18 protein-coding genes are annotated in these 25874 nt (G+C 34.2%); 8 read left to right on the plus strand and 10 right to left on the minus strand.

What is annotated here, in order from left to right; translation table 11 throughout:
* Nucleotides 1-136 precede the first annotated feature (136 nt).
* From SHI72_RS17115 to SHI72_RS17155, 9 genes are all read right to left on the minus strand, one after another.
* Nucleotides 137-883 (minus strand): sulfite exporter TauE/SafE family protein, encoded by a 747-nt coding sequence (locus SHI72_RS17115; protein WP_323490786.1) that lies wholly within the window; start codon nt 881-883, stop codon nt 137-139.
* An 8-nt stretch (nt 884-891) separates the two neighbouring features.
* Complete coding sequence (gene glp / locus SHI72_RS17120) at nt 892-2064, minus strand: gephyrin-like molybdotransferase Glp (RefSeq protein WP_323490787.1); 1173 nt, start codon at nt 2062-2064, stop codon at nt 892-894.
* A gap of 243 nt (nt 2065-2307) precedes the next feature.
* On the minus strand, nt 2308-2556 hold the full coding sequence (locus SHI72_RS17125; protein ID WP_039112843.1) for a DUF6755 family protein: 249 nt from the start codon (nt 2554-2556) through the stop codon (nt 2308-2310).
* Between the two features lie 23 nt (nt 2557-2579).
* Nucleotides 2580-3092: a Rieske (2Fe-2S) protein gene (locus SHI72_RS17130; protein ID WP_039112844.1), complete on the minus strand. Its 513-nt coding sequence runs from the start codon at nt 3090-3092 to the stop codon at nt 2580-2582.
* An 11-nt stretch (nt 3093-3103) separates the two neighbouring features.
* Nucleotides 3104-3673, minus strand: a complete 570-nt coding sequence (locus SHI72_RS17135) for a 4Fe-4S dicluster domain-containing protein (protein ID WP_039112845.1) — start codon at nt 3671-3673, stop codon at nt 3104-3106.
* Nucleotides 3674-3690: 17 nt separating this feature from the next.
* Nucleotides 3691-5907 (minus strand): molybdopterin oxidoreductase family protein, encoded by a 2217-nt coding sequence (locus SHI72_RS17140; RefSeq protein ID WP_323490788.1) that lies wholly within the window; start codon nt 5905-5907, stop codon nt 3691-3693.
* A gap of 80 nt (nt 5908-5987) precedes the next feature.
* Nucleotides 5988-7040, minus strand: coding sequence for a hypothetical protein (locus tag SHI72_RS17145; protein ID WP_039112847.1), 1053 nt, complete (start codon nt 7038-7040; stop codon nt 5988-5990).
* Between the two features lie 28 nt (nt 7041-7068).
* A complete protein-coding gene (locus SHI72_RS17150) occupies nt 7069-8661 on the minus strand; it encodes a magnesium transporter MgtE N-terminal domain-containing protein (protein WP_039112848.1) in 1593 nt (530 codons plus the stop codon).
* A gap of 20 nt (nt 8662-8681) precedes the next feature.
* Nucleotides 8682-10157: an MFS transporter gene (locus tag SHI72_RS17155; RefSeq protein ID WP_323490789.1), complete on the minus strand. Its 1476-nt coding sequence runs from the start codon at nt 10155-10157 to the stop codon at nt 8682-8684.
* 1120 nt (nt 10158-11277) lie between these two features.
* Here SHI72_RS17155 and SHI72_RS17160 point away from each other — a divergent pair.
* The 7 genes from SHI72_RS17160 (at nt 11278) to SHI72_RS17190 (ending at nt 23693) form a co-directional block, all read left to right on the plus strand.
* Nucleotides 11278-14400 (plus strand): TonB-dependent receptor, encoded by a 3123-nt coding sequence (locus tag SHI72_RS17160; protein WP_323490790.1) that lies wholly within the window; start codon nt 11278-11280, stop codon nt 14398-14400.
* 15 nt (nt 14401-14415) lie between these two features.
* A complete protein-coding gene (locus SHI72_RS17165; protein WP_323490791.1) occupies nt 14416-15888 on the plus strand; it encodes a RagB/SusD family nutrient uptake outer membrane protein in 1473 nt (490 codons plus the stop codon).
* Nucleotides 15889-15917: 29 nt separating this feature from the next.
* A complete protein-coding gene (locus tag SHI72_RS17170; RefSeq protein ID WP_323490792.1) occupies nt 15918-17849 on the plus strand; it encodes an arylsulfatase in 1932 nt (643 codons plus the stop codon).
* A 370-nt stretch (nt 17850-18219) separates the two neighbouring features.
* Nucleotides 18220-19299 (plus strand): sterol desaturase family protein, encoded by a 1080-nt coding sequence (locus SHI72_RS17175; RefSeq protein ID WP_323490793.1) that lies wholly within the window; start codon nt 18220-18222, stop codon nt 19297-19299.
* A 4-nt stretch (nt 19300-19303) separates the two neighbouring features.
* Nucleotides 19304-20029, plus strand: coding sequence for a thioredoxin domain-containing protein (locus tag SHI72_RS17180; RefSeq protein WP_323490794.1), 726 nt, complete (start codon nt 19304-19306; stop codon nt 20027-20029).
* Between the two features lie 404 nt (nt 20030-20433).
* Nucleotides 20434-21696: a YeiH family protein gene (locus tag SHI72_RS17185; RefSeq protein WP_323490795.1), complete on the plus strand. Its 1263-nt coding sequence runs from the start codon at nt 20434-20436 to the stop codon at nt 21694-21696.
* A 353-nt stretch (nt 21697-22049) separates the two neighbouring features.
* Complete coding sequence (locus tag SHI72_RS17190; RefSeq protein ID WP_323490796.1) at nt 22050-23693, plus strand: arylsulfatase; 1644 nt, start codon at nt 22050-22052, stop codon at nt 23691-23693.
* 312 nt (nt 23694-24005) lie between these two features.
* Here the strand turns inward: SHI72_RS17190 and rocD are convergent, their stop codons facing one another.
* Nucleotides 24006-25259: an ornithine--oxo-acid transaminase gene (gene rocD, locus SHI72_RS17195; RefSeq protein ID WP_039118170.1), complete on the minus strand. Its 1254-nt coding sequence runs from the start codon at nt 25257-25259 to the stop codon at nt 24006-24008.
* A gap of 147 nt (nt 25260-25406) precedes the next feature.
* On the opposite strand from rocD, the gene SHI72_RS17200 reads away from it, so the two are divergent.
* Nucleotides 25407-25859, plus strand: a complete 453-nt coding sequence (locus tag SHI72_RS17200; protein ID WP_039112858.1) for an Lrp/AsnC family transcriptional regulator — start codon at nt 25407-25409, stop codon at nt 25857-25859.
* Nucleotides 25860-25874: the final 15 nt, after the last annotated feature.

A 25874-nucleotide genomic window follows, 5' to 3' on the forward strand; every position in this document is an offset into this window, starting at 1 on the left:
TTTTTGTACTCTTAAAAAGGCGTTTCACTTATTTATAAAACACAGAGCTGGCTATGTGAAAGAAATGTATTTCTTTTTGTGCTCTTTATTAACCCATAAACCTATGTTTCTATGTGTTAAATAAATATTTATTATCCTATGGAAATATCAATTTTACACTTGCGAGCAGAATAACAACTCCTAAAACATATTTTAATGTTTTGTTAGAGAAGTATCCACTTCCGTAATAACCACCTAAGATTCCTCCAAAAACTGCAATTGGTACTAAATAAAAACTATCTATTGGAATGGTTTTTCCTCCTAGAAAATAACCTGTTATTCCCGCTAGTGAATTTACGAAAATAAATAGACTTGAAACCGCTGCGGACTCTTTAACTGATGCCCAACCTAAAAATAATAAAATAGGACTTAATATAATTCCGCCTCCGATTCCTAGCATTCCTGATAATAAACCTATCCCAAATCCTAAAGCCAATGCAAAAGGAAGTTTAATTACTACAGCTTCTTTTTCTTTAAAATTAAAAAAACCAAATAATCTAAACGCTGCAAATACCAAAACTAATCCTAATATTACTTTGTAAACCGTACTATCTAATGTTATAAATCCTCCTATAAAAGCCGCTGGAATCGATGCTATTGCAAAAGGATAAAAGAGCTTGGGCTTAAAATAATTCATCTTATAATAAAAGAAGAAAGAGATACTGGACACAAACAAATTAAGCAATAACGCCGAAGGTTTCATTATACCAATCGGGAAAGCAAAAATTGCCATAAGTGCCAAATAACCTGAAGCTCCGCCATGACCAACACTTGAGTATAAAAAAGCAATTACTACAAGTGCAATGCAAAAAATGATTAAATTTTCGGTCGTTAATATGTTCATAGTTATATTTAATCTAATGGTAACAAAATTACGTTCTCCTCTTTTTTAATTTCTGTGCTGTCGTAAGGTACAAAAAGTAGGGAATTTGCTGTAGCAAAAGTATTTAACATTGCCGAGCTTTGGCTATCTAATACACTTACGTGGGTTTCATCATACAGCGCTTTTAAAAATAATGTTTTCCCTGTAGTATTGATTACTGCTGTACTTAGTTTTCTAACAATTCTTTTTAAATGAATATCCTCAAATCCCATCATTTTTTTTAGTGCTGGTAAAACATACACATAAAAACTGGTAAGTGACGATGCTGGATTTCCTGGTAATGCAAAAACTAATTTTTCTTCTTTATTTCCAAAGAACAAAGGTTTTCCTGGCTTTTGGTTTATTTTATAAAACAACTCTTCTACTCCATTTTTTAATAAAGCTTCTTTAACAAAATCATAGTCTCCAACCGAAATCCCTCCCGAAACAAGAATCATATCGTATTTTTCTAAAAGCTTTTTCAGAACTTTTTTAGTAGCTTTTAAATTATCTTTTACTCTAAAAACTTTTACTTTTTTAATTCCTGCAGTTTCAAGAGCAGCTTGCAACATAATCGAATTACTTTCGAAAATCTTACCTAATTTTAATTTCTTTCCTGGTTGTACTAATTCATTTCCTGTAACTAGAATGGCTACTTTTGGCTTACTGTATACACTAACTTCTCTAATTCCTAAACAGGCCAAAAAACCAATTCCAGCTGGAGTTAATAGCGTATCTTTTTCGAGCATGATATCCCCATCATTAACCTGTTCTCCTTTTGCTCTAACATTTGCATTAGGTTCTGGCATTTTATCTATCGTAATCGAATCTCCATCGACAGTAACATGCTCTTGCATTACTACTGTATCTACAGAATCTGGTACAAATGCTCCAGTAAAAATTCGTATTGCCTGATTGGCTTTTATTTTATGCTTATCACTATCTCCTGCTTGCGAAATACCAATTACATCATATTGCTTATTATCTGAATGTGTAAAAGCATAACCATCCATAGCCGATTGACGAAATGGTGGCATTGCGATAGGTGCATAAACCGTTTCGGCAAGTATATAACCAAGTGATTTACTCACTTTTATTTTACGAACTGGCATTTTAATACTGTTGTCAGCAATAATGGATAAGGCTTTATCTACTTGAATCATGTTGATGTTTTATATAAGTAAAAATACGTATTACAAATACAAGTATTTTAATTTGGTAGAAATCTTTACTAATTTAAAATTTCTAAGGAGTATAAATTTAAGCTTAATTCTTTAAATACTGTGTTCTAAATTAACACAACCTTTGTCAAAATTAAAAACTTTGACAAAGGTATTCAAAGGCATTTACAGGTATAAACTCGTTTTTAAACCTATATATTAAGCAATTACAATTGTAGAAATATCTTATTTCTTTTTAAAGTTTCCTTGTGGTAAATAATACATCCATGAAAACCCAATTAAAAACAATACAGCAGAAGCTATAAATGCAGGCAATAATATTTCAGTGTTATTATCCAATGCGTTGTTCAAGGAAGCATATAACAACCAAATTTGGATACTTACATTTAAGATTAAAATAAAAATTAGTGTCGAAAGTATATTGTTCAACTTATTTGGATTGGCACGATTCTGACTTCTTCTAAAAGTACTCATACTACTATTTTTTTAGGGTTGCTCTAACTTTCTTTCTGTTCTACAAATTCTTTTACAAAAACGCCTTTATCTTTAAAAAACACTTCTAATTTTGGTAGTGCTCTAGGTGGAGGTCCAGAAATTACATCTCCAGTCGCAGCATCAAATGAGCCATCATGGCAAGGACAATGAATTATTCCTGTTCCCGGTTTATAAAATACAGAACAAGACAAATGCGTACATTTTTGTTCATATGCCTTGAAATCTCCATTTTCCAGATGTATCAAAATATAAGGTACAGTACTTCCTTCTATTACAAATCCTCTTGTTCCTCCTACTGGAACTTCATCTTTATTGCAAATAAAATGCTCTCCTTGTACTCCTTCTTTTGGCAATAAATAGGCTTTTGCAGCAACAAATCCACTACCTACCATTAATCCTCCTGACACAAATGTTAGGAATTTAGCAAAATCACGTCGGCTTACCTGAGTAGATTCTTGCTTTTTTATTGGGAAATCTTTTTTCCAGTTTTGATTTAAATTATCTTCTTTTGACATGGATTTTAGATTTAATATATTCTTAATTCATTACTGCCTTTAGGCATCATAATGTTTACTTTGGTATTTACTACTTCTTTTCCGAAGATAAATGTGTTGATTGGTGTACTATTTGGTCTCATTTCTTCAATTTCGGCTCTTGTTCCGTAAAATAAAGCTCCACTAGGACAAACAGTTGCACACATTGGTTTTTTACCCACACTTGTTCTATCATAACACATCGTACATTTCATCATTAAATCGTACTCTTCCATCTTTTTAGGCACTCCAAACGGACATGCCATCACGCAGTTTGAGCAACCTATACATCTTTCGGTATTGGCAGTATGTACGATTCCGAATTCGTCTTGTGAAATTGCATCGGCTGGACATACGTTTGCACATACTGGATCTTCACAATGCATACAAACCTGCACGGTAGTTTGAATTGTTGATGAACGCTCGACATAATTCACACTGATCAATGATTCTTGCCCGTTAGTTTCACATTCTGCACAAGCCATTTCGCAAGCCTTACAACCAATACAACGCTGCAGATCTACAAAAAACTCTTCATTTGTATTAAAATTAGTTTGGTTCATAGTCACGTTTTTATAGATTAAATACTTGCATAAGCTTCTGATTCTGTAGATGGTGGCGCAATTACTCCTTGCGGGTCCAATAAACAGGCACAAACTTTAAATTCTGGCATTTTAGAAACTGGATCTAATGTTCCGATTGTTAATTGATTTGCTGATTTTATTCCCGGCCAATGGTAAGGGATAAAAACAGTATCTTTTCGGATAGTCTCCACAATGTTAGCTGGAAAAATCCCTTCTCCTCTTCGGGTTTCAACTCGCACTAATTCACGCTGTTTAATTCCGTATTTCAAAGCCAGCTCAGGATGAATTTCTAGTAAAGGTTCTGGAATTTGATCTACTAACTTCCCTATTCTTCGTGTTTGAGTTCCACTTAGATATTGAGAAACAACACGCCCAGTTGTGAGCGTTATCGGATATTTATCATCTGTAACTTCACTTGGTAATCTATATGGTGCCGGATTAAAATGAGCTTTCTTATCTGGAGTACAAAATACTTTATCTTCCCATAATCTAGGTGTTCCTGGGTGATCATCTGTTGGACATGGCCAAAAAACTCCCATATTATCTTCTATTTTTTTATAAGATATTCCAAAATAATCTGCTGTTCCTCCTTTTGAGGCAACTCGAAGCTCATTAAAAATAGCTTCACTATTTTCATAAGTAAACTTATCTTCTTCTCCTAGTCTTTTTGCTAATTCTAAGAAAATAGAAGTATCTGTTCTTGCATCTCCCGGAGGAGTAACTGCTTGACGAATTCTGATAACTCGCCCTTCTGCCGATGTAGTTGTTCCTTCTTCTTCTTCTTGCAAAGATCCTGCAAGAACAATATCTGCATGACGGGCAGTTTCATTCAAGAAGAAATCGATACAAACATAAAACTCTAATTTTTCTAGTGCTTCTCTTACATAACTGTTATTTGGCAATGATACCAACGGATTAAAACAAATAGAAAGTAATCCTTTTATTTCTCCTCTATGAATAGCATCAATGATTTCGTAAGCTGATAGCCCTTTTCCTGGCATATCTTTTTCATCAATTCCCCAAACTTGCGATATGTATTTACGGTGTTCTGGATTTTCAATATCTCTATTTCCTGGTAGTTGATCACATTTATGTCCATGCTCTCTTCCTCCTTGTCCGTTTCCTTGTCCGGTTATTGTTCCGTATCCGCAGTAAGGTTTGCCTAGTCTTCCTGTTGCCAGAACTAAATTGATGCATCCTACTACATTATCAACTCCTTTAGTATGTTGTTCAATACCACGAGCATGAAGCAAAAAGCTCGTTTTGGCTTTACCCCATAATTCTGCCGCAGCTTTAATTTTATTTTTATCAATTCCTGTAATTTCCTCTGCCCATTCTAAGGTATAATCTTTTACAGCATCTATAGTTTCCTGAAAACCTGATGTATAATTATCTATAAAATCATGGTCTAACATATCGTGATCTACCAAATATTTTAGCATCGCACCATATAATGCCGAGTCGGTTCCTGGTTTTATGTCTAAATGAATATCTGCTGTTCTTGCCAACGGAATCATTCTAGGATCTATAACTATAAGTTTAGCCCCTCTATCTCTGGCTTTCCAGATCCAATGGGTTAATGTTGGGAAAGTTTCGCTAATGTTTGCACCACTAACAATAATTACTTCGGCATATTCTAAATCAGAATAATTATTTGAAGCACGGTCCAATCCAAAAGCTTTTTTATTTCCTGCTCCTGCACTCACCATACAAAGCCTACCGTTATAATCCAGGTTTCTAGTTTTTAACGCTACACGCGCAAACTTTCCTACCAAGTAACTTTTTTCGTTGGAAAGTGATACTCCTGATAACATAGAAAAAGCGTGCTTGCCATATTTTTCCTGAATTCTTTTTATTTCAGATACGGTTTTATCCATTGCTTCATCCCAAGTCGTTTTCTCAAAACCTTTTCCTTCTACTCTTTTTATAGGATGTAAAAGTCGGTCGGGATGATTATTTTGTAAATAGCGCTGTACTCCTTTTGGACACAAACGACCTTCGTTAAAAGGAAATTCCATCCAAGGCTCGAATCCTACTACTTTATTTTCTTTTACTAATAATTGAATACCACATTGCATACCGCAAAAACAACAATGTGTTTTTACTATTTCATCTGGTTCATCTCTACCTTCGTAACCATCTTTAGGCGCATAATTTAAATGCGGTCCAAAATCTTCAATTATCTTCTCGGTTGATACAGGTAATTTTGCCATGTTTTTCTTTTTTTGTTTAAAGTTTAAAGTCCAAAGTTTAAAACTGTGACTGTAAACTGTGACTGTATACTTTTAAAAAATTATCCAAATAAGCTTCCGCCGCTTTCTAATCTTGCTTTTAAATGTGCTTGCGCCAATCGGGATCTTTTTCCTTCTGGACTTAAATCAAGGTGTGAAGTTCCATCTTCATGAGTAAAGTCAAATCCTAATTCTTTGGTAACAATCTTTAGATCATTAATATGTAATTGGGTAGCAAATTCTTCTCCTGTATGCGGACAAACTGCCATTCCTTTTTTCATTCCTTCTTTCTTGTAAATATGGGCTCCAATCTGAGCTGGACGCTGAATGATATGGAAGAATTTCCCGAAAGGAATCCATATTAAAAACATAATTACTGTTACGGCATGAATTACAGCCAGGAAATCAAACGCAAATCCTTTCATAAATTGATAAGAATAGGTAAGACATAATCCTGTAACTGATATTGCGATTAATAAAATAAGTGGTAATAAATCACCCTCAAAAGATTGTGTAGCAATTAAACCCGGATTTGTTAATCGTCTTCGCAAATAATAAACTGATCCAATTATAACTAACCAAGATGACCAGTTTAAAGCATGAAAAATCATGAATGCCATAAATGATCCTATTTTGAAATCCATCATTTTAAATCCAAAAAAATGGGCTTCATAAATCGAAATGGAATCCGGTGCCAAAGTAAAATGTATCCATCCGAACGTAAGCGGAATTGTTATTGCAAATGCCGACATACAACCTAATGCAATACAAAAGTGTGCTATCCAACGGTATTTACTTCTTGGGTAAATGAATTTCTGAACAACAATATTCTCTACCGATTCTTTTCCTAAAAACCATAAATGGGAGAATATTTTTCCTGTAAATAGAAACTTGATACTTCTCTTAAAATACATCCATGTGGGTGGGCGTTGTAACCAAACTGAATAACGATATACGATCCCGAAGAAGGCAAACACAGTTCCGAATAAATAAGTAACTAGTGCAGCATCAAAATTTTGTAGTTGTCTCGACCCGTAAAAAACAAGTACTATAGTTAATGCAGATACAAGAGTTGCAACAAGTAAAGCTTTGGTATTAAAAGTTTTATTTTTCATCCTTAATTAAAATTTAATGAATTACTTATTAACTCGGTTTCTCACAACCTTTACGATTATAGAACCACCAATTGATACCTGTAGCTAATATAGTGAAAATAGCAACGCCAATAAAGAATTGATTTACAGTACCATTAGCAGAAAGATTATTCCCGATTAATTTAGAAAAGATAAATGGCCCAAATGCTGCGATTGCTGCTGTCCAACCAATAACTCCAGCTGCCTGACGTTGGTTTTCGGCAAAAATAATTGGGTATTGTCTAAACGTACCTGCGTTTCCAATTCCGGTAAAAAAGAACATCGCTAAAATTACTGTTACAAAAAGAGGAAATTGATCCATACTTGTTGGTGCTACTAATCCTTCTGTAACTAAAATAATTGCTCCTGCTAAAATTCCTAAACCAGTAATTGTAGTAAGTATAGCTCCTCCCACTTTATCTGCAACAAAACCAAAAGCAATACGGCTCGCAGAACCTATAAGTGGTCCGTAAAAAGCATAGACTAAAGGATCTGGCGCATTAGGAAAATCTCCATATAAAAACTTGATCATTAACGGGAAAGCTGCAGATAAACCAGCGAAAGTTCCAAAAGTCATTACGTAAGTAATTGTACAATACCAAGTATGCTTGTTTGAAAAAATATCTAATTGCTCTTTAACAGATGCTTTCATTGGAATACTTTTTAAGTAAAACCAACTTATAATAGACAATAATATTAGAAAGGGAGCATACCAAAATGCAGCCGACTGTAAATAGATTTCTTTATTATTAACCGCTGTATTTTTTGGACTGATATCATTTAATATTTTTTCAGCCATTTTTGGGTTTGCATTTGCAATAGCCTTAGCTTTTGCTTTTAAAGGCAGTGACGTAAAAAGAGCCACTTTATCATCTGATTGTATTGATGTACTTACAGAGTCAATAACAGTTTTCTTTACATTGGTCAATATTCTAGCTTGTACCTCAGGATCTAATGCAGCAAAAACCTCTTTTTGTTTTTCAATACTTGCATTCTGAAAAACAACTATTGCTTCTTTATGATCAATACTTGTAAATACTGATGCAGCTCCAAAAATACTAACACTTATAATAAGTGGTGTAACAAATTGTGCTACCGAAACACCAAAATTCCCAATACCTGCCTGAATTCCGAGTGCCGTACCTTTAAGTCTTTTAGGGAAAAATAAACTTGTACTTGGCATATAAGAGGAGAAATCTCCACCTCCAAAACCTGTAGTAAAAGCTAGAACTGCAAATACCCAAAATGGAGTATTTACATCCATCACTGCAAAACCAATCCCGATTACAGGAATTAATTTAATAAGTGTAGCAATCGACACTATATGTCGTGTTCCAAATATTGGTAATATAAAAGTGTGAATAATTCTTAAGATTCCGGCAGCTAATCCAGGAATTGCTGTTAGCCAGAAAAGTTGATCTTTAGTAAAACGAAACCCTAATCCTGGTAATTTAACTGCTATAACACTCATCATAAACCATGAGGCAAATGATAATACTAAAGTTATTGTTGTTATTGTTAATGTCCTCCAAGCAATTTTACTTCCGGTAGAACTCCAAAATGCTTCATCTTCGGGCTCCCATTTGTCTAACCAAGTTTTCATATATTAATTTATTTTAATTTTTAATGTTTGTCTTCTATTTCTCTGGTGAAATTTGGAGATTTTGCTCTCATTGCATTTATAATAGTTCGGTGCATCCATAACAAGCAAAGAACTGATACTATGAAAATAAATATCCAGGAACTAGTCCAGAGCCCCGTATAATTAAGGAGATAACCAAAGATAATCGGGCCTACAAATCCGCCTAATCCACCTATTAAACCTACCATTCCACCAACAACACCTACCTCATTAGGAAAGTATTCTGGAATGTGTTTATATACAGCTGCTTTACCAATTCCCCATGAAATACCTATCAGGATTACCAAAATCACATAGACCCAAAGATTGGCGCTAAATTTTATTTGAGTGATTCCCTTAGCTAGTAATTCTTTCTTTTTTACTTCTTGATTTTGTTCTACAACAATTTCCTGCCAAGAATTTTTAACTGGAAAAATTGCTGTGTCATCATTACCCGAAATTACTTTTGTATTGATTTTATGTTCTTTACCATTTACAATTACTGCATCGGCAGCAACTTCGGTAACAATACCATTATTACTAGCCAGAACTCCAGGACCTGCTGTAAATATTTCCATTTTTGGGAACATCAGTAAGAAACTAATAACTATCGATGAACCTAAAACCCAATACATAACTTTTCTAGCTCCGAATTTATCAGATAAATAACCTCCAAAAGCTCTGATTATTCCAGATGGCAAACTGAACATTGTTGCAAACATCCCTCCCATTACCAATGAAGTATGGTAAACATTCATGAAATTAGGCACTAACCATTGTGAATAAGCTACGAAACACCCGAAGACTAAAAAGTAATAGGCTCCAAAACGCCAAACTCGGATATTTTTAAGCGGAGACATTAACTCTTTCATTGTTTTTGAAACTCCTGGATTGGTTTTATTTTTAGCAAAAACAATAAAAAGTATTCCTATAAGAACTAAAACACCTCCATAAATTATTGGTAACATTTTCCAACCATTTAATGGATCCTTTTCTGATAGATGATTTAATAAAGTTGGCGCAACAAAAGTTGTAATCGCTGCCCCAGCATTCCCCATTCCGAAAATACCCAAAGCTCTTCCTTGCCAGTTTTGAGGATACCAAGCCGAAGTATATCCTATACCAACAGCAAAACTGGTTCCTACTAAACCAAATAAAAAGCTTAAAACTGCAAAACTCCAGAATGAATTTGCAAACGGAAGAAGAAAAAGAGGAACAGAACATAATAACAATAAAACAGAAAATATAATCTTCCCTCCATATTTATCTGTTAATATACCTATAGGAAGTCTGAAAACTGATCCTGAAAGAATAGGAATTCCTAGCAACCAACCTGTTTCTACAACTGTCCAATTAAATATACCTTTATCTACAAGATACGTAACCAAAACACCATTTAGTGTCCAGCAAGCAAAACAGATTGTAAATGCTAAAGTATTTAAAAATAAAATTTTGTGTGATTGAGATAAACTACTCATAATTGACTGTTTTTAATATCGTTTTTTAATTAAATCAGTACTCTAGTTATGAACCTCTTTAATTAAAAATCAAAATTAAAGAAATCAATTCCTACTTAAAATGACATTTGTCATATTAAAGACAATATTATCCTTAATGGCTTTTTTATGGCCAATTGGATATTATTTTAAACAATGTGGTTTTATTCCGAATAAAATTAACAAAAAAATTTACACAAAAAGGAATAAACACGTATTAAGAAAGAATATAAATAACTTACTATCAATACTATAAACTAAAAATTTTAGATTATCGTTTATTATAAGAAAATAACGAAAACCCTTTTCTGCTCCACTTTTGTTAAAATTTCAGTTGCAAATGAGATAAACAGCACTTTCATACCAAAACAATAATAAAAAGGAAGATTTTGATAGTCAATAAATTAAGATTCCATATTGAAATTGTATTAAAAAAGCTATTTTTTTATTAATTACTATATCTTTTTTTTAAATAAAAAAAGAAGCAACAAACAAAAACAAACACCTAGTAATCAACAAATTAAAACACACAAAAAGGATAATAAATTCTATTTTCTCCATTTATTTTCAAAAATAATTATATAAATTTTTGGTTTTTATTATATATAATTTAACTTTGTCTATAGAATTAGTAGAGTTTAAATAAAAACAATCTATATTTTGAAAACAATCGAGAGAATATCTAACTACAGTCTTCCTAAAGTATACACTTATAACACCTTCTGTTATATGTGTATCTGTTGCTAATTCTCATCGTAATATTTTCGTTTACCTATTATAAAACTATAAACTTATTATAGTTTGACTTAAACGAATTTTATTAAACACCCTCCACAATTATCTTACTGAAAAGACAAAAACTATTCTTTACCACATGCGTAAGGAACAAGTTGGTGGAAAAACATGTAAAAAACTAAAATAAATAATTAACTAAAAAAAGGAAAATGAAAACAATGTATAGAAGTTGCTGTAAATAAAAAAAGCCATTTCTGCGGCAACAGAAATGGCAGGCTTAAAAAAAATGTGAATCTCTTTATAAAGGAAACGATTGTTGATTTCTCAGCTTTCGCTATGCCTTTACTATTTAAACCAACACAAAGAAATGAAAAAAAAATTAAACATATACTCATTGCTATTACTTCTGCTTGTATCTGCCGGAATTAATGCACAAGATACAACACCTCTTATACAATCTAAACTCGACGGAACCATAGTCGATGACATTACAAATCAGCCCATTATTGGAGCTTCTGTAAATATTAAAGGTACTACGCACGGAGTAGTAACAGATGCCGAAGGAAAATTTTATTTTCAGACAGGTCAAAAATTCCCATACACATTAATAGTAAGCTATATAGGATATAAGAAAGCCGAGGTAATAGTAGAAAAAAATCCTATTACCATCAGTTTAAAAGAAGAACGCCAGGAACTAGACGAGTTAGTAGTTGTGGGATATGGAGCTCAAAAAAGAAAAGACATTACAGGTTCTATAGCTTCTGTTCCAAAAGCAAATCTGGCACAAGTTTCCTCATCGGCAGATAACTTACTACGAGGCGCAATTCCCGGAGTGGTTGTTACCCAAAGTTCAGGACAGCCCGGAGCATCTTCGAGTGTACGTATTCGGGGAGGAAACTCGATTACTGCAGGTAACGAACCGCTTTATGTTGTAGATGGAATATTAATTTATAATGACAATAGTAATAGTACTGCAGGCGTATCGTATTCGGGAGCAACTGTTAATGTACTATCAACCATAAATCCCGGAGATATAGAATCTATTGAAGTGCTAAAAGATGCTTCGGCAACTGCAATTTATGGTTCTCGTGGTGCAAATGGTGTGGTACTTATTACTACCAAAAAAGGAATAAAAGGACAAGATAATATTTCGTATCAAGGCTATTTCGGATTTCAGAATGTTTCGAAAAAATTAGACCTAATGAATGCAAGCCAATGGGCTAGTTTGCGCAATGATGTTCAAGCAAGTATAGGACAAGCACCTTCTTATTCGCCAGCACAAATAGAAGCCTTTAAAACTTCTGGAGATTATGACTGGCAAAAGGCAGCTTTTAGAACTGCTGCTCCTATCCAAAATCATCAGTTAACTTTCTCTGGCGGAGATGATCGTTCCAGATATGCAGTTTCTACAGGTTATTTTGACCAAGAAGGAATTTTGCTTGGATCAGATTTTAAACGAATTTCTCTTCGCGCCAATTATGAAAGAAACTATTCTCAAGCTTTTAAGTTTGGTGTAAATGCTAATTATAGTAACTCTATATCTAATGGTGTCGGTTCTAACTCTAGTAGCAGACAACCTAATCCGTTAGTTGCTGCTTTGCTAATGGCTCCCGTAGTTCCTATCAGAAATTCTGATGGTTCTTATAATGTAACTCAAAACCCTTATGCTACATCTGTTAATGGTTACGTACCAAACCCTATTAATGATTTGGAAAATACAACCAACGAAACTAAAATTAATAGAATATTGACTAGTCTGTTTGGGGAATATAAAATAACTAAAAAACTCGTAGCCAAAGTCGCTGTTAGTGGAGATGTTATTAGTACTAAACAAAATTATTATGCGCCATCAAACACTACAAATGGTGCAGGAACAAAAGGATTAGCGTCAGTAGGTGACCGATTAGTAAGTTCTGTATTAAACGAAAACACCTTAAATTACAATACTACTTTTGGTGAAAACCATAAATTCTCCGCTTTGGCAGGATATACACTTCAATACACCGAAGGAGAAATCGTTAATGCTGGTGCAAATACTTTTGTAAATGATGCTAATACTTACAATGCTTTACAAGATGGTGTACCCGTAAAACCATATAGTGATGCTTTTGAGAGTGTGTTGAAATCATGGTTAACCAGAATAAATTATTCTTATAAAGGCAAATATAATTTTACATTATCTGCTCGTGCTGATGGATCTTCAAGATTTGGTTCAGAATCGCTTTGGGGTTATTTTCCGTCGGCAGGATTTTCCTGGAATATTACCGAAGAGGAATTTGCTAAAAACATAAAAGGGGTTACCGAAGCAAAACTAAGATTAAGTGCTGGAACAACAGGAAATCAGGAAATAGGAAATTATCTTTCTTTGGCTTCAATGGGTTCTGTTAATTATGCATTTGGAGGAACTTTACAAACAGGATTAGCTCCTACCCGATTGGCAAATCCAGATTTAAAATGGGAAAAAACCAATCAATATAATATAGGTTTAGATTTATCATTATTAGACAGAAGAGTAAATTTTGTTTTTGATGTGTATTATAAAAAAACAAACGATTTACTTATAAATGTGCCAATTCCGCTTACCTCAGGATATGCAACTGTACTACAAAACATTGGTGGAGTTGAAAATAAAGGGATCGAAATTGGTCTAACAACAGAAAATTTAAGAACAGAAAACTTCTCATGGAATTCTAACATTGTTTTCTCTGCCAATAAAAATAAAGTAGTTTCAATAGGAAATGGAGTTGACCAATTTTTTCCTGTAGTTCCAAATGGTTCTTTGTTGCAACAACAACCTGTAACGGTAAAAGTAGGTTCGCCTTTAGGTACTTTTTGGGGATATAAAACCAATGGTATTTTCCAAACTCAGGAAGAAGTTAATACCCAACCTAAGATAAACAGTCTTGCCAATACCAAAGTTGGAGATAGAAAATATGTAGATACTAACGGTGATGGAGTAATATCGGCTGCTGATAAAGGAGATCTTGGAAGTTCTCAGCCAAAATTTGTTGGAAGTTTTAGTAATACAATCTCCTATCACGATTTTGATTTGAATTTCTCTTTACAAGGATCTTATGGAGGTAAAATTTTTAATGCACTTAACCAACAATTAGAAATTTCTACTCTTGGCACTAATGCTGCAGCAACTCTAAATGATCGCTGGACACCAACAAACCCAAGTAATGAAATCCCTAGAGCATCTAGTTCACCGCTAGGTATAGTTTCTGAACGCTATGTAGAAGATGCTTCTTTCCTGAGATTAAAACTGATCACTTTTGGATACACATTACCTAAAAGCCTTTCATCTAAACTAGGAACAAAGAGCATTAAATTTTATGTATCTGCCGAAAACTTAATAACATGGACTAAATACACTGGTTATGATCCAGAGGTAAGTTCGTATGAACAAAATAATTTATATCCCGGAATTGACTTTGGAGCTTATCCAAACTCTAAAACATTCATTTCTGGCTTGAACGTAACTTTCTAAGTAAAAAAATAAACGATGAAAAAAATAATAATAACATTACTATTAAGTGTCGGTCTGTTTATATCGTGCACCGAACTTGAGGTAACACCAACCTCATTTGTAACCGAAGATAATTACTTTAAAACCCAAGATGATGCAGTAGCAAGCGTAAATGCAGTATATGCCTCTTTGAGTCTTGATCCGGGAGAACAAAGTTTATTTGGGAGAAATCTTTATTTCCTAACCGACATGGCGACTGATTATGCTGCAGCAGGAGTTTCGGCAACAAATCCTCAAGTAAGAGCATTGAGTAGTTTAACTCATGATGCAACTTCTGATCGTGTACAAGTGGCTTGGCGCCAAATATATGCCGGGATAAACAGAGCCAATGTATCTATCGATAATGTTCCCAGAGTATCAGGTTCAGAAGTAGTAAAAACCAGATTGATAAATGAAGCTAAATTCATTAGAGCACTATTGTATTTTCAGGCAGTTCGTCTTTGGGGCGGAGTTCCGATAGTTTTACACGAACCAAAATCTATTGATTTAGAAAATCTAAAAGCAAATAGAGCAACAGTAGATCAAGTGTATGCCCAAATTATCACCGACTTAAAGGATGCTGAAAGTTTACCAACTACTTACCCTGCAAATGATGCTGGACGCGCTACATCTGGAGCTGCAAAAGCTATTTTGGCAAAAGTTTATTTGACAAGAAAAGATTGGCCAAACGCAATCCTTAAATCCAAAGAAGTTATTAATGGTGGATATGGATACGCCCTTTTTGAAAATTTTGCTGATGTATTTAATAAAACAAAAAAGAACGGAAAAGAACATATTTTCTCGGTACAATTTGAGCCAAATCAAGCAGGAAATGGATCTAGCGGAAGCACTTTTCAAGGAACGTCTTTTACTGGATTTACCGCCACAGAACCAGCAGATATCATCTCGGATGTAGCTTTATTTTATGATACTTATACCGCGGGAGATACCAGAAGAGATGTAAGTTATGCAAAACAATTATTGAATCCTGCTACAGGAACACTTTATACTTTTCCGAAACCGATATTTAAAAAATACTTAGACCTTACAAATCTGGCTACACCCGGTAATGTGGCAATTAATTTTCCAATTATTCGCTATGCCGACATCTTATTGACTTTAGCGGAAGCGACAAATGAACAATCCGGACCTACTACCGAAGCCTATGAAGCTTTAAACCAAGTAAGAAGGAGAGCTTATGGAAAACCAATTAACACGCCAGATCCTACGATAGATTTATCAGGATTAACCCCTGCAACATTTAGAGCAGCGATTCAGGAAGAACGCAAAAAAGAATTTGTACAAGAAGGACAACGCTGGTATGATTTAGTTCGTTGGGGAACTTTGGTTACCGAGGTAAAAAAAGTAACTGCAAAAAACTCAGTTTCAGAAAGAAACAATCTATACCCAATTCCGCAAAGCGAAAGAAATATTAACCCAGTTGGTTTACCACAAAACCCTGGATATTAACTACAAACCATAAATAAAACTATTAAAAAATGAAAAAAATCAATACAAATAGTAAGATCAAAAGCCCTAAAAAGGGGCTTTTGATTACTGCTTTACTAGTTACACAATTAGGAGCAGTACAAGGATTTGCACAAACAAATCCTAATGCAAACTTTAAAGGCGTAATAGGTAAAACCTTAGCCGACTCTAAAGAATATTGGCCAGAGCCTGTTACGGCACCAAAAGGTGCACCAAATATTATCTGGATTTTACTAGACGATGTTGGCTTTGGTGCATCAAGTTCTTTTGGAGGATTGGTACAAACACCAACATTTGATAATTTGGCAAATAATGGTTTACGCTATACTAACTTTCATACAACAGCTATTTGTGCGCCAACTCGTGCCGCATTATTAACTGGAAGAAATTCTGGTAAAGTACATGTTAGCGGATTTTCGCATACAGTTATGTCAGCAGGTTTTCCTGGTTGGGACGGAAGAATTCCATCTGATAAAGGAACAATCGCCGAGATTTTAAGAGATAAAGGATACAATACTTTTGCAGTGGGTAAATACGGATTGACTCCTGATGAAGAAGCTACCGATGCCGGACCGTTTGACAGATGGCCAACTGGTAAAGGTTTTGAACACTTTTTTGGTTTCTTAGGATCACAAACAGATCAATACAAACCAGATTTAGTAGAGGATAATGCCCATGTTACTCCAGATGGCAGACACTTAACGGATCAGATTACCGATAAAGCCATTAGTTATATCACCAAGCAACATAAAGCTGCTCCTGATAAACCTTTCTTCTTGTATTATGCACCCGGAGCTGTTCATGCACCTCATCAGGTAGCTGAATCATGGAGCGATCAATACAAAGGGAAATTTGACGAAGGTTGGGATGTATATCGTGAGAAAGTATTGGCTAATCAAAAAAAACTAGGTGTAATTCCTGCCAATGCTATATTACCAGAACGTAATCCGCTTATTACCGATTGGAAAAAATTATCAGCTGATCAAAAGAAAGTGTACGCCAGATTTATGGAAGTATATGCTGGATATCTTACTTATACCGATCATGAGATTGGAAGAATCGTAAATCATTTAAAAGAAACTAATCAACTAGAAAACACATTAATTTTTGTTGCAATTGGTGATAATGGAGCTAGTAAAGAAGGTACTTTGCAAGGTACAATTAACCAATCTCTTTTTTCTAAAACAGTATCTGATGAACAAAATCTTCAGAACAATTTAAATAATATCGGAGAAATTGGAACTGCAAAAGGTTTAAATACAAATTTCCCTTTAGGATGGGCACAAGCAACAAATTCGCCTTTTAAAAATTGGAAACAAGATGCACAATCAGAAGGAGGAACACGCAATCCGTTGATTGTTTATTATCCAAAAGAAATTAAAGAAAAAGGTGGGATCAGAAATCAATACAGCCATGTAACCGACTTACTTCCTACAACCCTGGATATTGCAGGAATTAAAGCTCCGGAATATATTAGAGAAGTTAAGCAAGATGCGATACAAGGTTCTACATTATATGCTTCGCTAAATAATGCTAAAGCAGAGTCATTACACAAAATACAATACTACTATATTTTTGGGAACAGAGCCATTTACAAAGACGGATGGAAAGCTGCAGCAGCACATCTTCCTGATTCATTTGCGATAAAAAATTCATTAGGCAAAAATGAAGCCCCAGCGCCAAGCAATTTTGATACTGATGTTTGGGAATTATATAACCTAAACGAAGATTTTAACGAGCGTGTAAACTTGGCAAAAAAGTATCCAGAAAAATTAGCAGAACTTCAAAAATTGTTTGATGAACAAGCGAAAGAAAATAACGTTTATCCGCTAATCGATTGGCAAGATGTATTTAATAGAAGAATACATAATCTTGGTGCCGATAAAGGAAAAACACTTCAGGAATTGGCTAAAAAAGCAACACAATCTGGAGCAACAAATTAATAATAGCTGTAAAATGTATTTAACACATAGAAACATAGTTCAAAAATAAATTTTAAAGAGTTTCTAGAAAATTATAATTTTTTCGCATAGCACTATGCGGTTTATTTTAAGTGAAACGTCTTTTTAAGACTTTGAAAACTATGTCTCTATGTGTTACAAATAATTATACACAAAGAATTTATAAATCTTGATTCAGGTTTTTTACAAGAACATTAAAGACCTGAATCCTTTAAATAAAATTATCATGAAACGAGTAGACTTTGAAATTATAGGAAAAAAGATTCTTGTTGGTGCAATACTCTTTTTAGTTCCGCTAATCATTTTGGCTGGAGGTTTAACCTTAGTAAATCAACTTTTAAAATAAGAAATCATGGCAGTAGTACAGAATTCAAATAAAAATTTAAGAAGAGACTTAGTGATTAGTCTTTTTATATACTCATTGCCAGTATTGGCAATTTACCTTTACTTTAAATTAAGTAACGGCATCGTAACCGAATCGCATATAACATTACCATCGTTTTTAGAATTTGCAAAACCTGCATTTTCAAACATAAGAACATGGGGATTAACAGTATTTATGCTCGTTCTGGGTATCATAGAATTCACCGCTGGTTTATACGATGATCAATGGACGGGTGAAGAACGCAAAATAGATATTATAAGCTTCTTAGCTCCTAAGTTAATCTTACCTCCTGTTATTGCTTTTTTCAGCTTAACGATTTTACCAATTGTAATTCCAAATCTTGAAAATGCGCTTTCTTGGGTTCCTTTTTGGGGAGGTTTTTTCTTAATTGCAGTAGCCGATGATTTAACCCAATATTGGTACCACCGTTTGCATCATCAAGTACCTTTTTTATGGCGTTTTCATAGAACACACCACTCAGCCCCGTATATGGGAATGGCGATGCTTTCTAGACAAAACTTTATTTATACCGTGTTTTTCTCTCAAATATACCTAACGGCTACATTAACCTATTTAGGATTAGGATTGCCTGCTTTATTTGTTTTGGTTATAAAAAGTTTCATCACATTAGGAGCACATTCTAGCATTGCTTGGGACAAACCTCTTTATAAATACAAAGTATTACATCCTATTGCATGGGTTTTAGAACGATTAATTTCGACTCCTGCCACACACCATGCGCATCATGCAGATACTAGCGGCGACGGAATCGGACATTTTAAAGGCAACTTTGGGAATATGTTTTTCATTTGGGACGTAATCTTCGGGACTGGTTTAATTACCCGAAAATTCCCAAAATCATACGGAATCAAATCATACAAACAAGAAGAATGGTATGCACAGTTTCTTTGGCCAATATTCAAATCTAAAAAAGAAGGAAGTGCTCTCGCCGATGGTGTTTTTTCAGTTCCGCTAACACAAAAAGCTAATAATACAGCTACTCAAAGTCCAAGTCCTGCCTATTTTGAACAGCAAACTCAATCCTAAAAACATGAGAAATTCAAACATAAAAAACAGCATAACAGCATTGATCTTACTATTTACGATTGTAAGCTTTGCCCAAGATAAAAACTCGAATATCGTATCGCTAGATGTCTTTTATTCGAAAATAAAAAGTCAAAAGAATCCGCAGATAATTGATGCCCGAGGCGCAGAAGAATTTGCATTGAACCACATAAATGGTGCAGTCAATTTTAATTTGCAATCCGAGAATTATACTAAATCAGTAGCTGCATTAGATAAATCAAAACCTGTATTTATTTACTCCATCGGAGCAGGTCGAAGTGTAGCATTAGAAAAAGAATTATTAAAAAATGGTTTTAAAGAAACTTACAGCCTAGAAGGCGGAATAGCCAATTGGATTGGAAACGGAAAACCATTTTATGCTAATCCCGATAGCTATCGGGATAAAAGCAAATTATCACTAGCAGAATACAACAAAATCATTGCCGATAATAATTCTGTATTAGTAGATATTGGATCTAAATATTGTGGCGCTTGCAAAAAAGTAAAACCAGTTCTGGAAACCATCAAAGCACAATATGGTGAAAACTTAAAAATCGTAGAAATTGATTTAGAAGAAAACCCACAAGTCATAGCTGACTTAAAATCAATAAAAGTTTTCCCAACCTTGATTCTATATCAAAAAGGAAAAATTGTTTTCAAAAAAGAAGGATTAGGTGATTTGAAAAAAGATGTTGATCTAGCTTTGAATTAAAGGTTCTGAGGTGCAAAGGTTCAAAGGTTTTTAAAAAAGGTACTGAGGTTCTGAGGTGCAAAGGCGCAAAGGTTTTCCCGTAGAGACGCACCGCAGTGCCTCTAACCATTCAAAGGTTCAAAAAAAGACACTAAGGTTCTGAGGTGCAAAGGCGCAAAGGTTTTCCTGTAGAGACGCACCGCAGTGCGTCTACATTAGGGTTAAAAATTATTCTCGCAATATTGTCATTCTGAGGAACGAAGAACCTCCGCAAGAAACTAACATAAAGTATTCTTAAATTGGCGAGCTACTCGTGGTGATTCTTCGTTCCTCAGAAAGACAAGTTTGGGGTAATTCTCTCCCTCTTTATCATACCTACAAGGTCAAAAAAAGACCTTGCAGGAAAATAAATTAATAAAAATTAAATGTCAATTAAAACAAAACAATATACCATTCACGAAGACTGGACAGTCGTTATTCTAGGATTTTTAATAATTGGGATATCCCTATTTATTTTTCTTCCGGAAGTTCCTGTATTCAAATGGGTAAATGGAACAGATTTATTAAAAGATGTATTTGCTTCAGATAATTTGCAAATCATCGCATTGCAGTTTTTATACCTTATCACTATAGGTACAATTGGTGCTTTCCTAATCGGAAAATCAGTAAAAAACTTTTTACTCGGTTTCCCAATAGTTTATATACTAACCGTTATTGCCTTGATTATTGCAGGAAATGCAACAATAAAAGGATTCAATCTCGAAGCCGTAATCTTTAGTTTGATAATAGGTTTAGTCATTGGCAACTTTTTCAAACTACCCGAATGGTTTCGTACAGCACTTGCTACAGAAGTATTTGTAAAAATCGGATTAGTATTATTAGGCACAAGCGTAATCTTCTCCGACATACTTAAAGCAGGCACATTAGGATTAGCTCAAGCTTTGGTAGTCGTATTATCCGTTTGGTACTTTGCTTTTTGGTTGTGCAAAAAACTAAAAGTCGATGATGAGTTAACAATGATGATTTCTAGTGCTGTTTCCATCTGTGGTGTTTCTGCTGCTATTGCAACATCAGGCGCTATCAAAGGAGATTCGAAGAAACTATCCTATGTCATTTCGATGGTATTAGTAACGGCAATACCCATGATGATATTTATGCCCATAATTGCCAAGTATTTCAACTTCCCCAAAGAAGTAACCGGAGCTTGGTTAGGCGGGAGCATCGATACCTCGGGAGCAGTCGTAGCATCAGGTTCGCTAGTAGGAGAAACAGCTTTAAAAATTAGTACAATTGTAAAATTCTCTCAAAATGTATTATTAGGATTAGCCGCTTTTGCCATATCTGTTTACTGGACATATACCCATAATAAATCAGCCGAAGCAGTCGCATCCAAGCCGACATTAGGAGTTATTTGGGAACGTTTCCCAAAATTTGTAATCGGTTTTATAGCTGCTTCATTGATCTTTTCGTTCCTGCTTACTCCCGAAGTTAGAGATCAGGTCAAGGATAGTTTAAAGAATTTACAAGGAATTTGGTTTGCATTAGCCTTTACAAGTATAGGTCTGGAAACCAACTTTAAAGATTTGTTTAGCAACAACAGCAAAAAACCATTATATGCCTTTTTAATCGCGCAGTTATTCAATGTAATCATAACCTTAATAATTGCCTTTTTACTATTTAGCAATTAAATATCGAGTACCACACGGTTGAAACCGTGGGCTATGATTAAAATATAACAGAACAGACAATATAAATCAAACTAATGGCTCGACAATGAATTGCAAAGACTAATAATCATGATACAAACATTATTAACAGCTTAAACCATTGAAAAACAATGCGTTATAACGATTCGTGCCACACGGTTGAAACCGTGGGCTATGATTAAAATATAACAGAACAGACAATGTAAACCAAACTAATCGCTCGACAATGAATTGCAAAGACAAATAATCATGATACAAACATTGCCAACGGTTTCAACCGTTGGAACACAATGCAAACACAGCCTTGGCTTACCAATTTATAATAATCAATCAGAATGAAAAAAATAATTATCACACTAAACCTTCTATTAACAACAGTCGTTTTAGTTCAGGCACAAAACAACACTTCAAAACCTAACATTATCCTAATCATGGTTGATGATATGGGCTATTCGGATTTAGGAAATTATGGCTCCGAAATAAAAACACCAAACCTAGATAAACTAGCCACAGAAGGATTACGATTACGAGAATTTTACAACAACTCTATTTGTGCACCAACGAGAGCATCCTTATTAACAGGACAATATCAGCATAAAGCAGGCGTAGGTTTTTTTGATGTAAATCTTGGCTTACCAGCTTATCAAGGTTATTTAAATAAAGAATCATTAACCTTAGGCGAAGTTTTCCGTTTAGGCGGTTACAGTACTTTATTGTCTGGAAAATGGCACGTAGGTTCAGAGGATCAGGCACAATGGCCCAACCAAAGAGGATTTGATAAATTTTACGGAATCCTAAAAGGAGCATCAAACTATTTTGATACCAAACCATTACCATTCGGAAAAACACCTTATCCTGTAAAACTGATAAAAAACAATGTCGAATTACACCCAAAAGACGATTCGTATTATTTTACAGATGAAATCGGGAATAATGCTGTAACATTTCTAGAAGAACAAAATAAAGAAAACAAACCATTCTTTTTGTATTTAGCCTTTACAGCGCCACACTGGCCATTGCAGGCAAAACCTGTAGATATTGCCAAATACAGAGGTAAATTTGATGAAGGTTGGGATGTTTTACGAGAAAAAAGAATTCAAAAACTAAAAGAAAACGGAATCCTTCAGGCAGATCAAACCATTGGACCAAGAGATCCCGAAGTACCAGAATGGAATAAATTAACCTACGACGAGAAACAATTCTGGAAAGCCAAAATGGAAGTTTATGCTGCAATGGTCGATAATATGGATCAAAATGTTGGAAAAGTTTTAAACGAATTAAAAGCACTAAAAAAAGATAAAAACACCCTGATAATTTTCATTTCAGACAATGGTGCACAAGGCGGATTCAATAGTTACAATCCGTTAAACAGAGGACTTGTACGAAATACAGGTCCAGTAGGAACATCAGGTTCATTTGATTATCAGGAACAAAACTGGGCGTATTTATCCAATACCCCATTGCAACAATATAAAAACAATATGCACGAAGGAGGTTTAAGTTCCCCATTTATCGCATGGTATCCATCACAAATAAAAGCTGGACGAATCGATAAAGGAACAGGACACATCATCGACCTTGCCCCAACTTTTTACGAATTGGCAGGAATACAATATCCCAAAGAATATAATGGTGTGACGACAAATCCTTTGGTTGGAAGTAGTTTGATACCTGTTTTATTTAATAATGTTTCGCAGGTAGATCGAGGCACACCATTATTTTGGGAAAGAGCAGGAAACCGAGCCGTGAGAGATGGCAAGTGGAAATTAGTTTCCATATATCCATCCTACGAGTGGGAACTTTATAACATCGATACCGATAGAGGCGAAACTACCAATGTAGCCCAGAAAAATCCTGGAATCGTAAATCAGTTATCGGCAAAATATTTTGATTGGGCAGATAAAACCGGAGTAGTCGAATACAGCAAATTCAAACTAAAAACCGAAGTAATACCCGGTGGATCCCCATTAAAGAAATAGTTGCTTTTTTTGATATTTTAAGCAATTATAAACGAAAAGCGATAGTCCTCAAACTATCGCTTTTTTAATTTTCAGGAGCTAAATCCTGCTGTACACTATATCTTTTTCTGTCTAAAAAAGCCAGAAAAAGGATGCCGTTCCCATCAGGGCTAGGCTATGAATATTGTAAATAAATTTTAAACACGAATTACACTAATTTGCACAAATTTTAAAGATCAAATTAGTTTGTGAAATTAATTTCACAAACTAATTAGTGTCAATTCGTGAAATTCGTGTTTATTTTTATATCAAAACTAGGCTATAAATTGCTACTTATTTTTTAAAATCATTAAGTGCTTTTTCTATAATAGCAAGACATTCCTTAATTTGATCTTCGGTAATAACCAAAGGTGGAGCCAAACGAATTTTGTTTCCATGAGTAGGTTTAGCTAATAAACCGTAATCTCTAAATCTCAAACAAATTTCCCAAGCAAGATCAGATTCTTCATCGCAGTTAATTACAATTGCGTTTAGTAAACCTTTACCACGAACCAAAGTAATAAGGTCATTTCGCTTAGCAATATCATTTAAACCATTACGTAATATAATCCCTAAACGCTCTGCATTTTCAGATAAATTCTCATCTCTTACAACCTCAAGAGCTGCAATTGCAACAGCAGCTGCAACAGGATTTCCTCCAAAAGTTGACCCGTGTTGACCTGGTTTAATAACGTTCATGATAACATCATTACACAATACAGCCGAAACAGGATATACACCACCAGAAATTGCTTTACCTAAAATTAAAATATCAGGTTGAACATTTTCATGGTGTACAGCCAATAATTTTCCTGTACGAGCAATTCCCGTCTGAACTTCATCAGCAATAAACAAAACATTATGTTTTTCGCAAAGTGCTTTGGCTTTAGCCAAATAACCTTCAGAAGGAACATAAACCCCAGCTTCACCCTGAATAGGTTCTACAAGGAAACCAGCGATATTTTTAGACGATTCCAACACTTTTTCCAAAGCATCAAGATTATCATATTCTATTTTTATAAAACCAGCAGTATAAGGACCAAAGTTCTTACGTGCACTCTCATCATTAGAAAACGAAATAATAGTAGTCGTTCTACCATGAAAGTTATTCTCACAAACAATAATTTGTGCTTCATGCTCAGCAACACCTTTTACTTCATACGCCCATTTACGACATAATTTAATAGCCGTTTCTACAGCTTCAGCACCAGTATTCATTGGTAAAACCTTATCAAAACCAAAAAACTTAGTTACAAATTCTTCATAGTTTCCTAGTTTATCATTGTAAAAAGCTCTCGAAGTCAATGTTAATGTTTGAGCCTGATCCACCATTGCTTTCACAATTTTAGGATGACAATGCCCTTGATTTACCGCAGAATATGCCGATAAAAAATCAAAATATTTCTTTCCGTCAACATCCCAAACATAAACCCCCTCACCTCTTTCTAAAACAACTGGTAATGGATGATAATTATGAGCACCGTATTTATTTTCTTTCTCAATTAATACATTAGATTTTGACGAAAGAATTTGTTGAACCTGTTCCATGATCTTTATTTTTAACTTTTTACAAAAATAAGACTATTTTTTAATTTTACAATAATTTTTAATACTTTTGACTTGATTAAGGATATAAAAAGTCAATTTGTATTTATTTAATCAAAAATAAAGTCAATTTAATTTAAAACAAATTTCATGGATTCATTAGACGAATTTGACATCAACATCATCAAGCAATTAGAAAAAGACGGTCGAATGGCATATTCTGCTATTGCAACCAACTTAAAAATTTCTAATACAATGGTGCATCAGCGCATCAATCGTTTAATAGAACAAGGTGTATTATCTGGAATAAAACCAGTTGTTAACGAAAAGAAAATTGGATACGATTGGGCATCATTTACAGGAATAACTCTTAATAAAGATTCAGATTCTGACCGAATAATCGAGGCATTAAAAAAAATTCCCGAAATCACCGAATGTTATTATGTTACAGGTTCGTTTACCCTTTACATAAAAATTATAGCCAAGAATCACGAACACATGAGAAAAATACTCTACGAAAAAATTGATAGTATTCCGGGAATCGCCAAAACAGATTCTATTATAGAATTAGGATGCGCTTTTAAAAGAAATGCAAGTCTATAAAAAATAGACTAATTT

Origin of the sequence: Flavobacterium sp. PL02, from assembly GCF_035013205.1 — a bacterium.
In the GTDB taxonomy this organism is placed as follows: Bacteria; Bacteroidota; Bacteroidia; order Flavobacteriales; family Flavobacteriaceae; genus Flavobacterium.

What these genes read in the sequence shown, in the direction of transcription:
- SHI72_RS17115 (WP_323490786.1), bottom strand. Translation starts at nt 883, where the DNA reads ATGAACATATTAACGACCGAAAATTTAATCATTTTTTGCATTGCACTT.
- glp (WP_323490787.1), bottom strand. Translation starts at nt 2,064, where the DNA reads ATGATTCAAGTAGATAAAGCCTTATCCATTATTGCTGACAACAGTATT.
- SHI72_RS17125 (WP_039112843.1), bottom strand. Translation starts at nt 2,556, where the DNA reads ATGAGTACTTTTAGAAGAAGTCAGAATCGTGCCAATCCAAATAAGTTG.
- SHI72_RS17130 (WP_039112844.1), bottom strand. Translation starts at nt 3,092, where the DNA reads ATGTCAAAAGAAGATAATTTAAATCAAAACTGGAAAAAAGATTTCCCA.
- SHI72_RS17135 (WP_039112845.1), bottom strand. Translation starts at nt 3,673, where the DNA reads ATGAACCAAACTAATTTTAATACAAATGAAGAGTTTTTTGTAGATCTG.
- SHI72_RS17140 (WP_323490788.1), bottom strand. Translation starts at nt 5,907, where the DNA reads ATGGCAAAATTACCTGTATCAACCGAGAAGATAATTGAAGATTTTGGA.
- SHI72_RS17145 (WP_039112847.1), bottom strand. Translation starts at nt 7,040, where the DNA reads ATGAAAAATAAAACTTTTAATACCAAAGCTTTACTTGTTGCAACTCTT.
- SHI72_RS17150 (WP_039112848.1), bottom strand. Translation starts at nt 8,661, where the DNA reads ATGAAAACTTGGTTAGACAAATGGGAGCCCGAAGATGAAGCATTTTGG.
- SHI72_RS17155 (WP_323490789.1), bottom strand. Translation starts at nt 10,157, where the DNA reads ATGAGTAGTTTATCTCAATCACACAAAATTTTATTTTTAAATACTTTA.
- SHI72_RS17160 (WP_323490790.1), top strand. Translation starts at nt 11,278, where the DNA reads ATGAAAAAAAAATTAAACATATACTCATTGCTATTACTTCTGCTTGTA.
- SHI72_RS17165 (WP_323490791.1), top strand. Translation starts at nt 14,416, where the DNA reads ATGAAAAAAATAATAATAACATTACTATTAAGTGTCGGTCTGTTTATA.
- SHI72_RS17170 (WP_323490792.1), top strand. Translation starts at nt 15,918, where the DNA reads ATGAAAAAAATCAATACAAATAGTAAGATCAAAAGCCCTAAAAAGGGG.
- SHI72_RS17175 (WP_323490793.1), top strand. Translation starts at nt 18,220, where the DNA reads ATGGCAGTAGTACAGAATTCAAATAAAAATTTAAGAAGAGACTTAGTG.
- SHI72_RS17180 (WP_323490794.1), top strand. Translation starts at nt 19,304, where the DNA reads ATGAGAAATTCAAACATAAAAAACAGCATAACAGCATTGATCTTACTA.
- SHI72_RS17185 (WP_323490795.1), top strand. Translation starts at nt 20,434, where the DNA reads ATGTCAATTAAAACAAAACAATATACCATTCACGAAGACTGGACAGTC.
- SHI72_RS17190 (WP_323490796.1), top strand. Translation starts at nt 22,050, where the DNA reads ATGAAAAAAATAATTATCACACTAAACCTTCTATTAACAACAGTCGTT.
- rocD (WP_039118170.1), bottom strand. Translation starts at nt 25,259, where the DNA reads ATGGAACAGGTTCAACAAATTCTTTCGTCAAAATCTAATGTATTAATT.
- SHI72_RS17200 (WP_039112858.1), top strand. Translation starts at nt 25,407, where the DNA reads ATGGATTCATTAGACGAATTTGACATCAACATCATCAAGCAATTAGAA.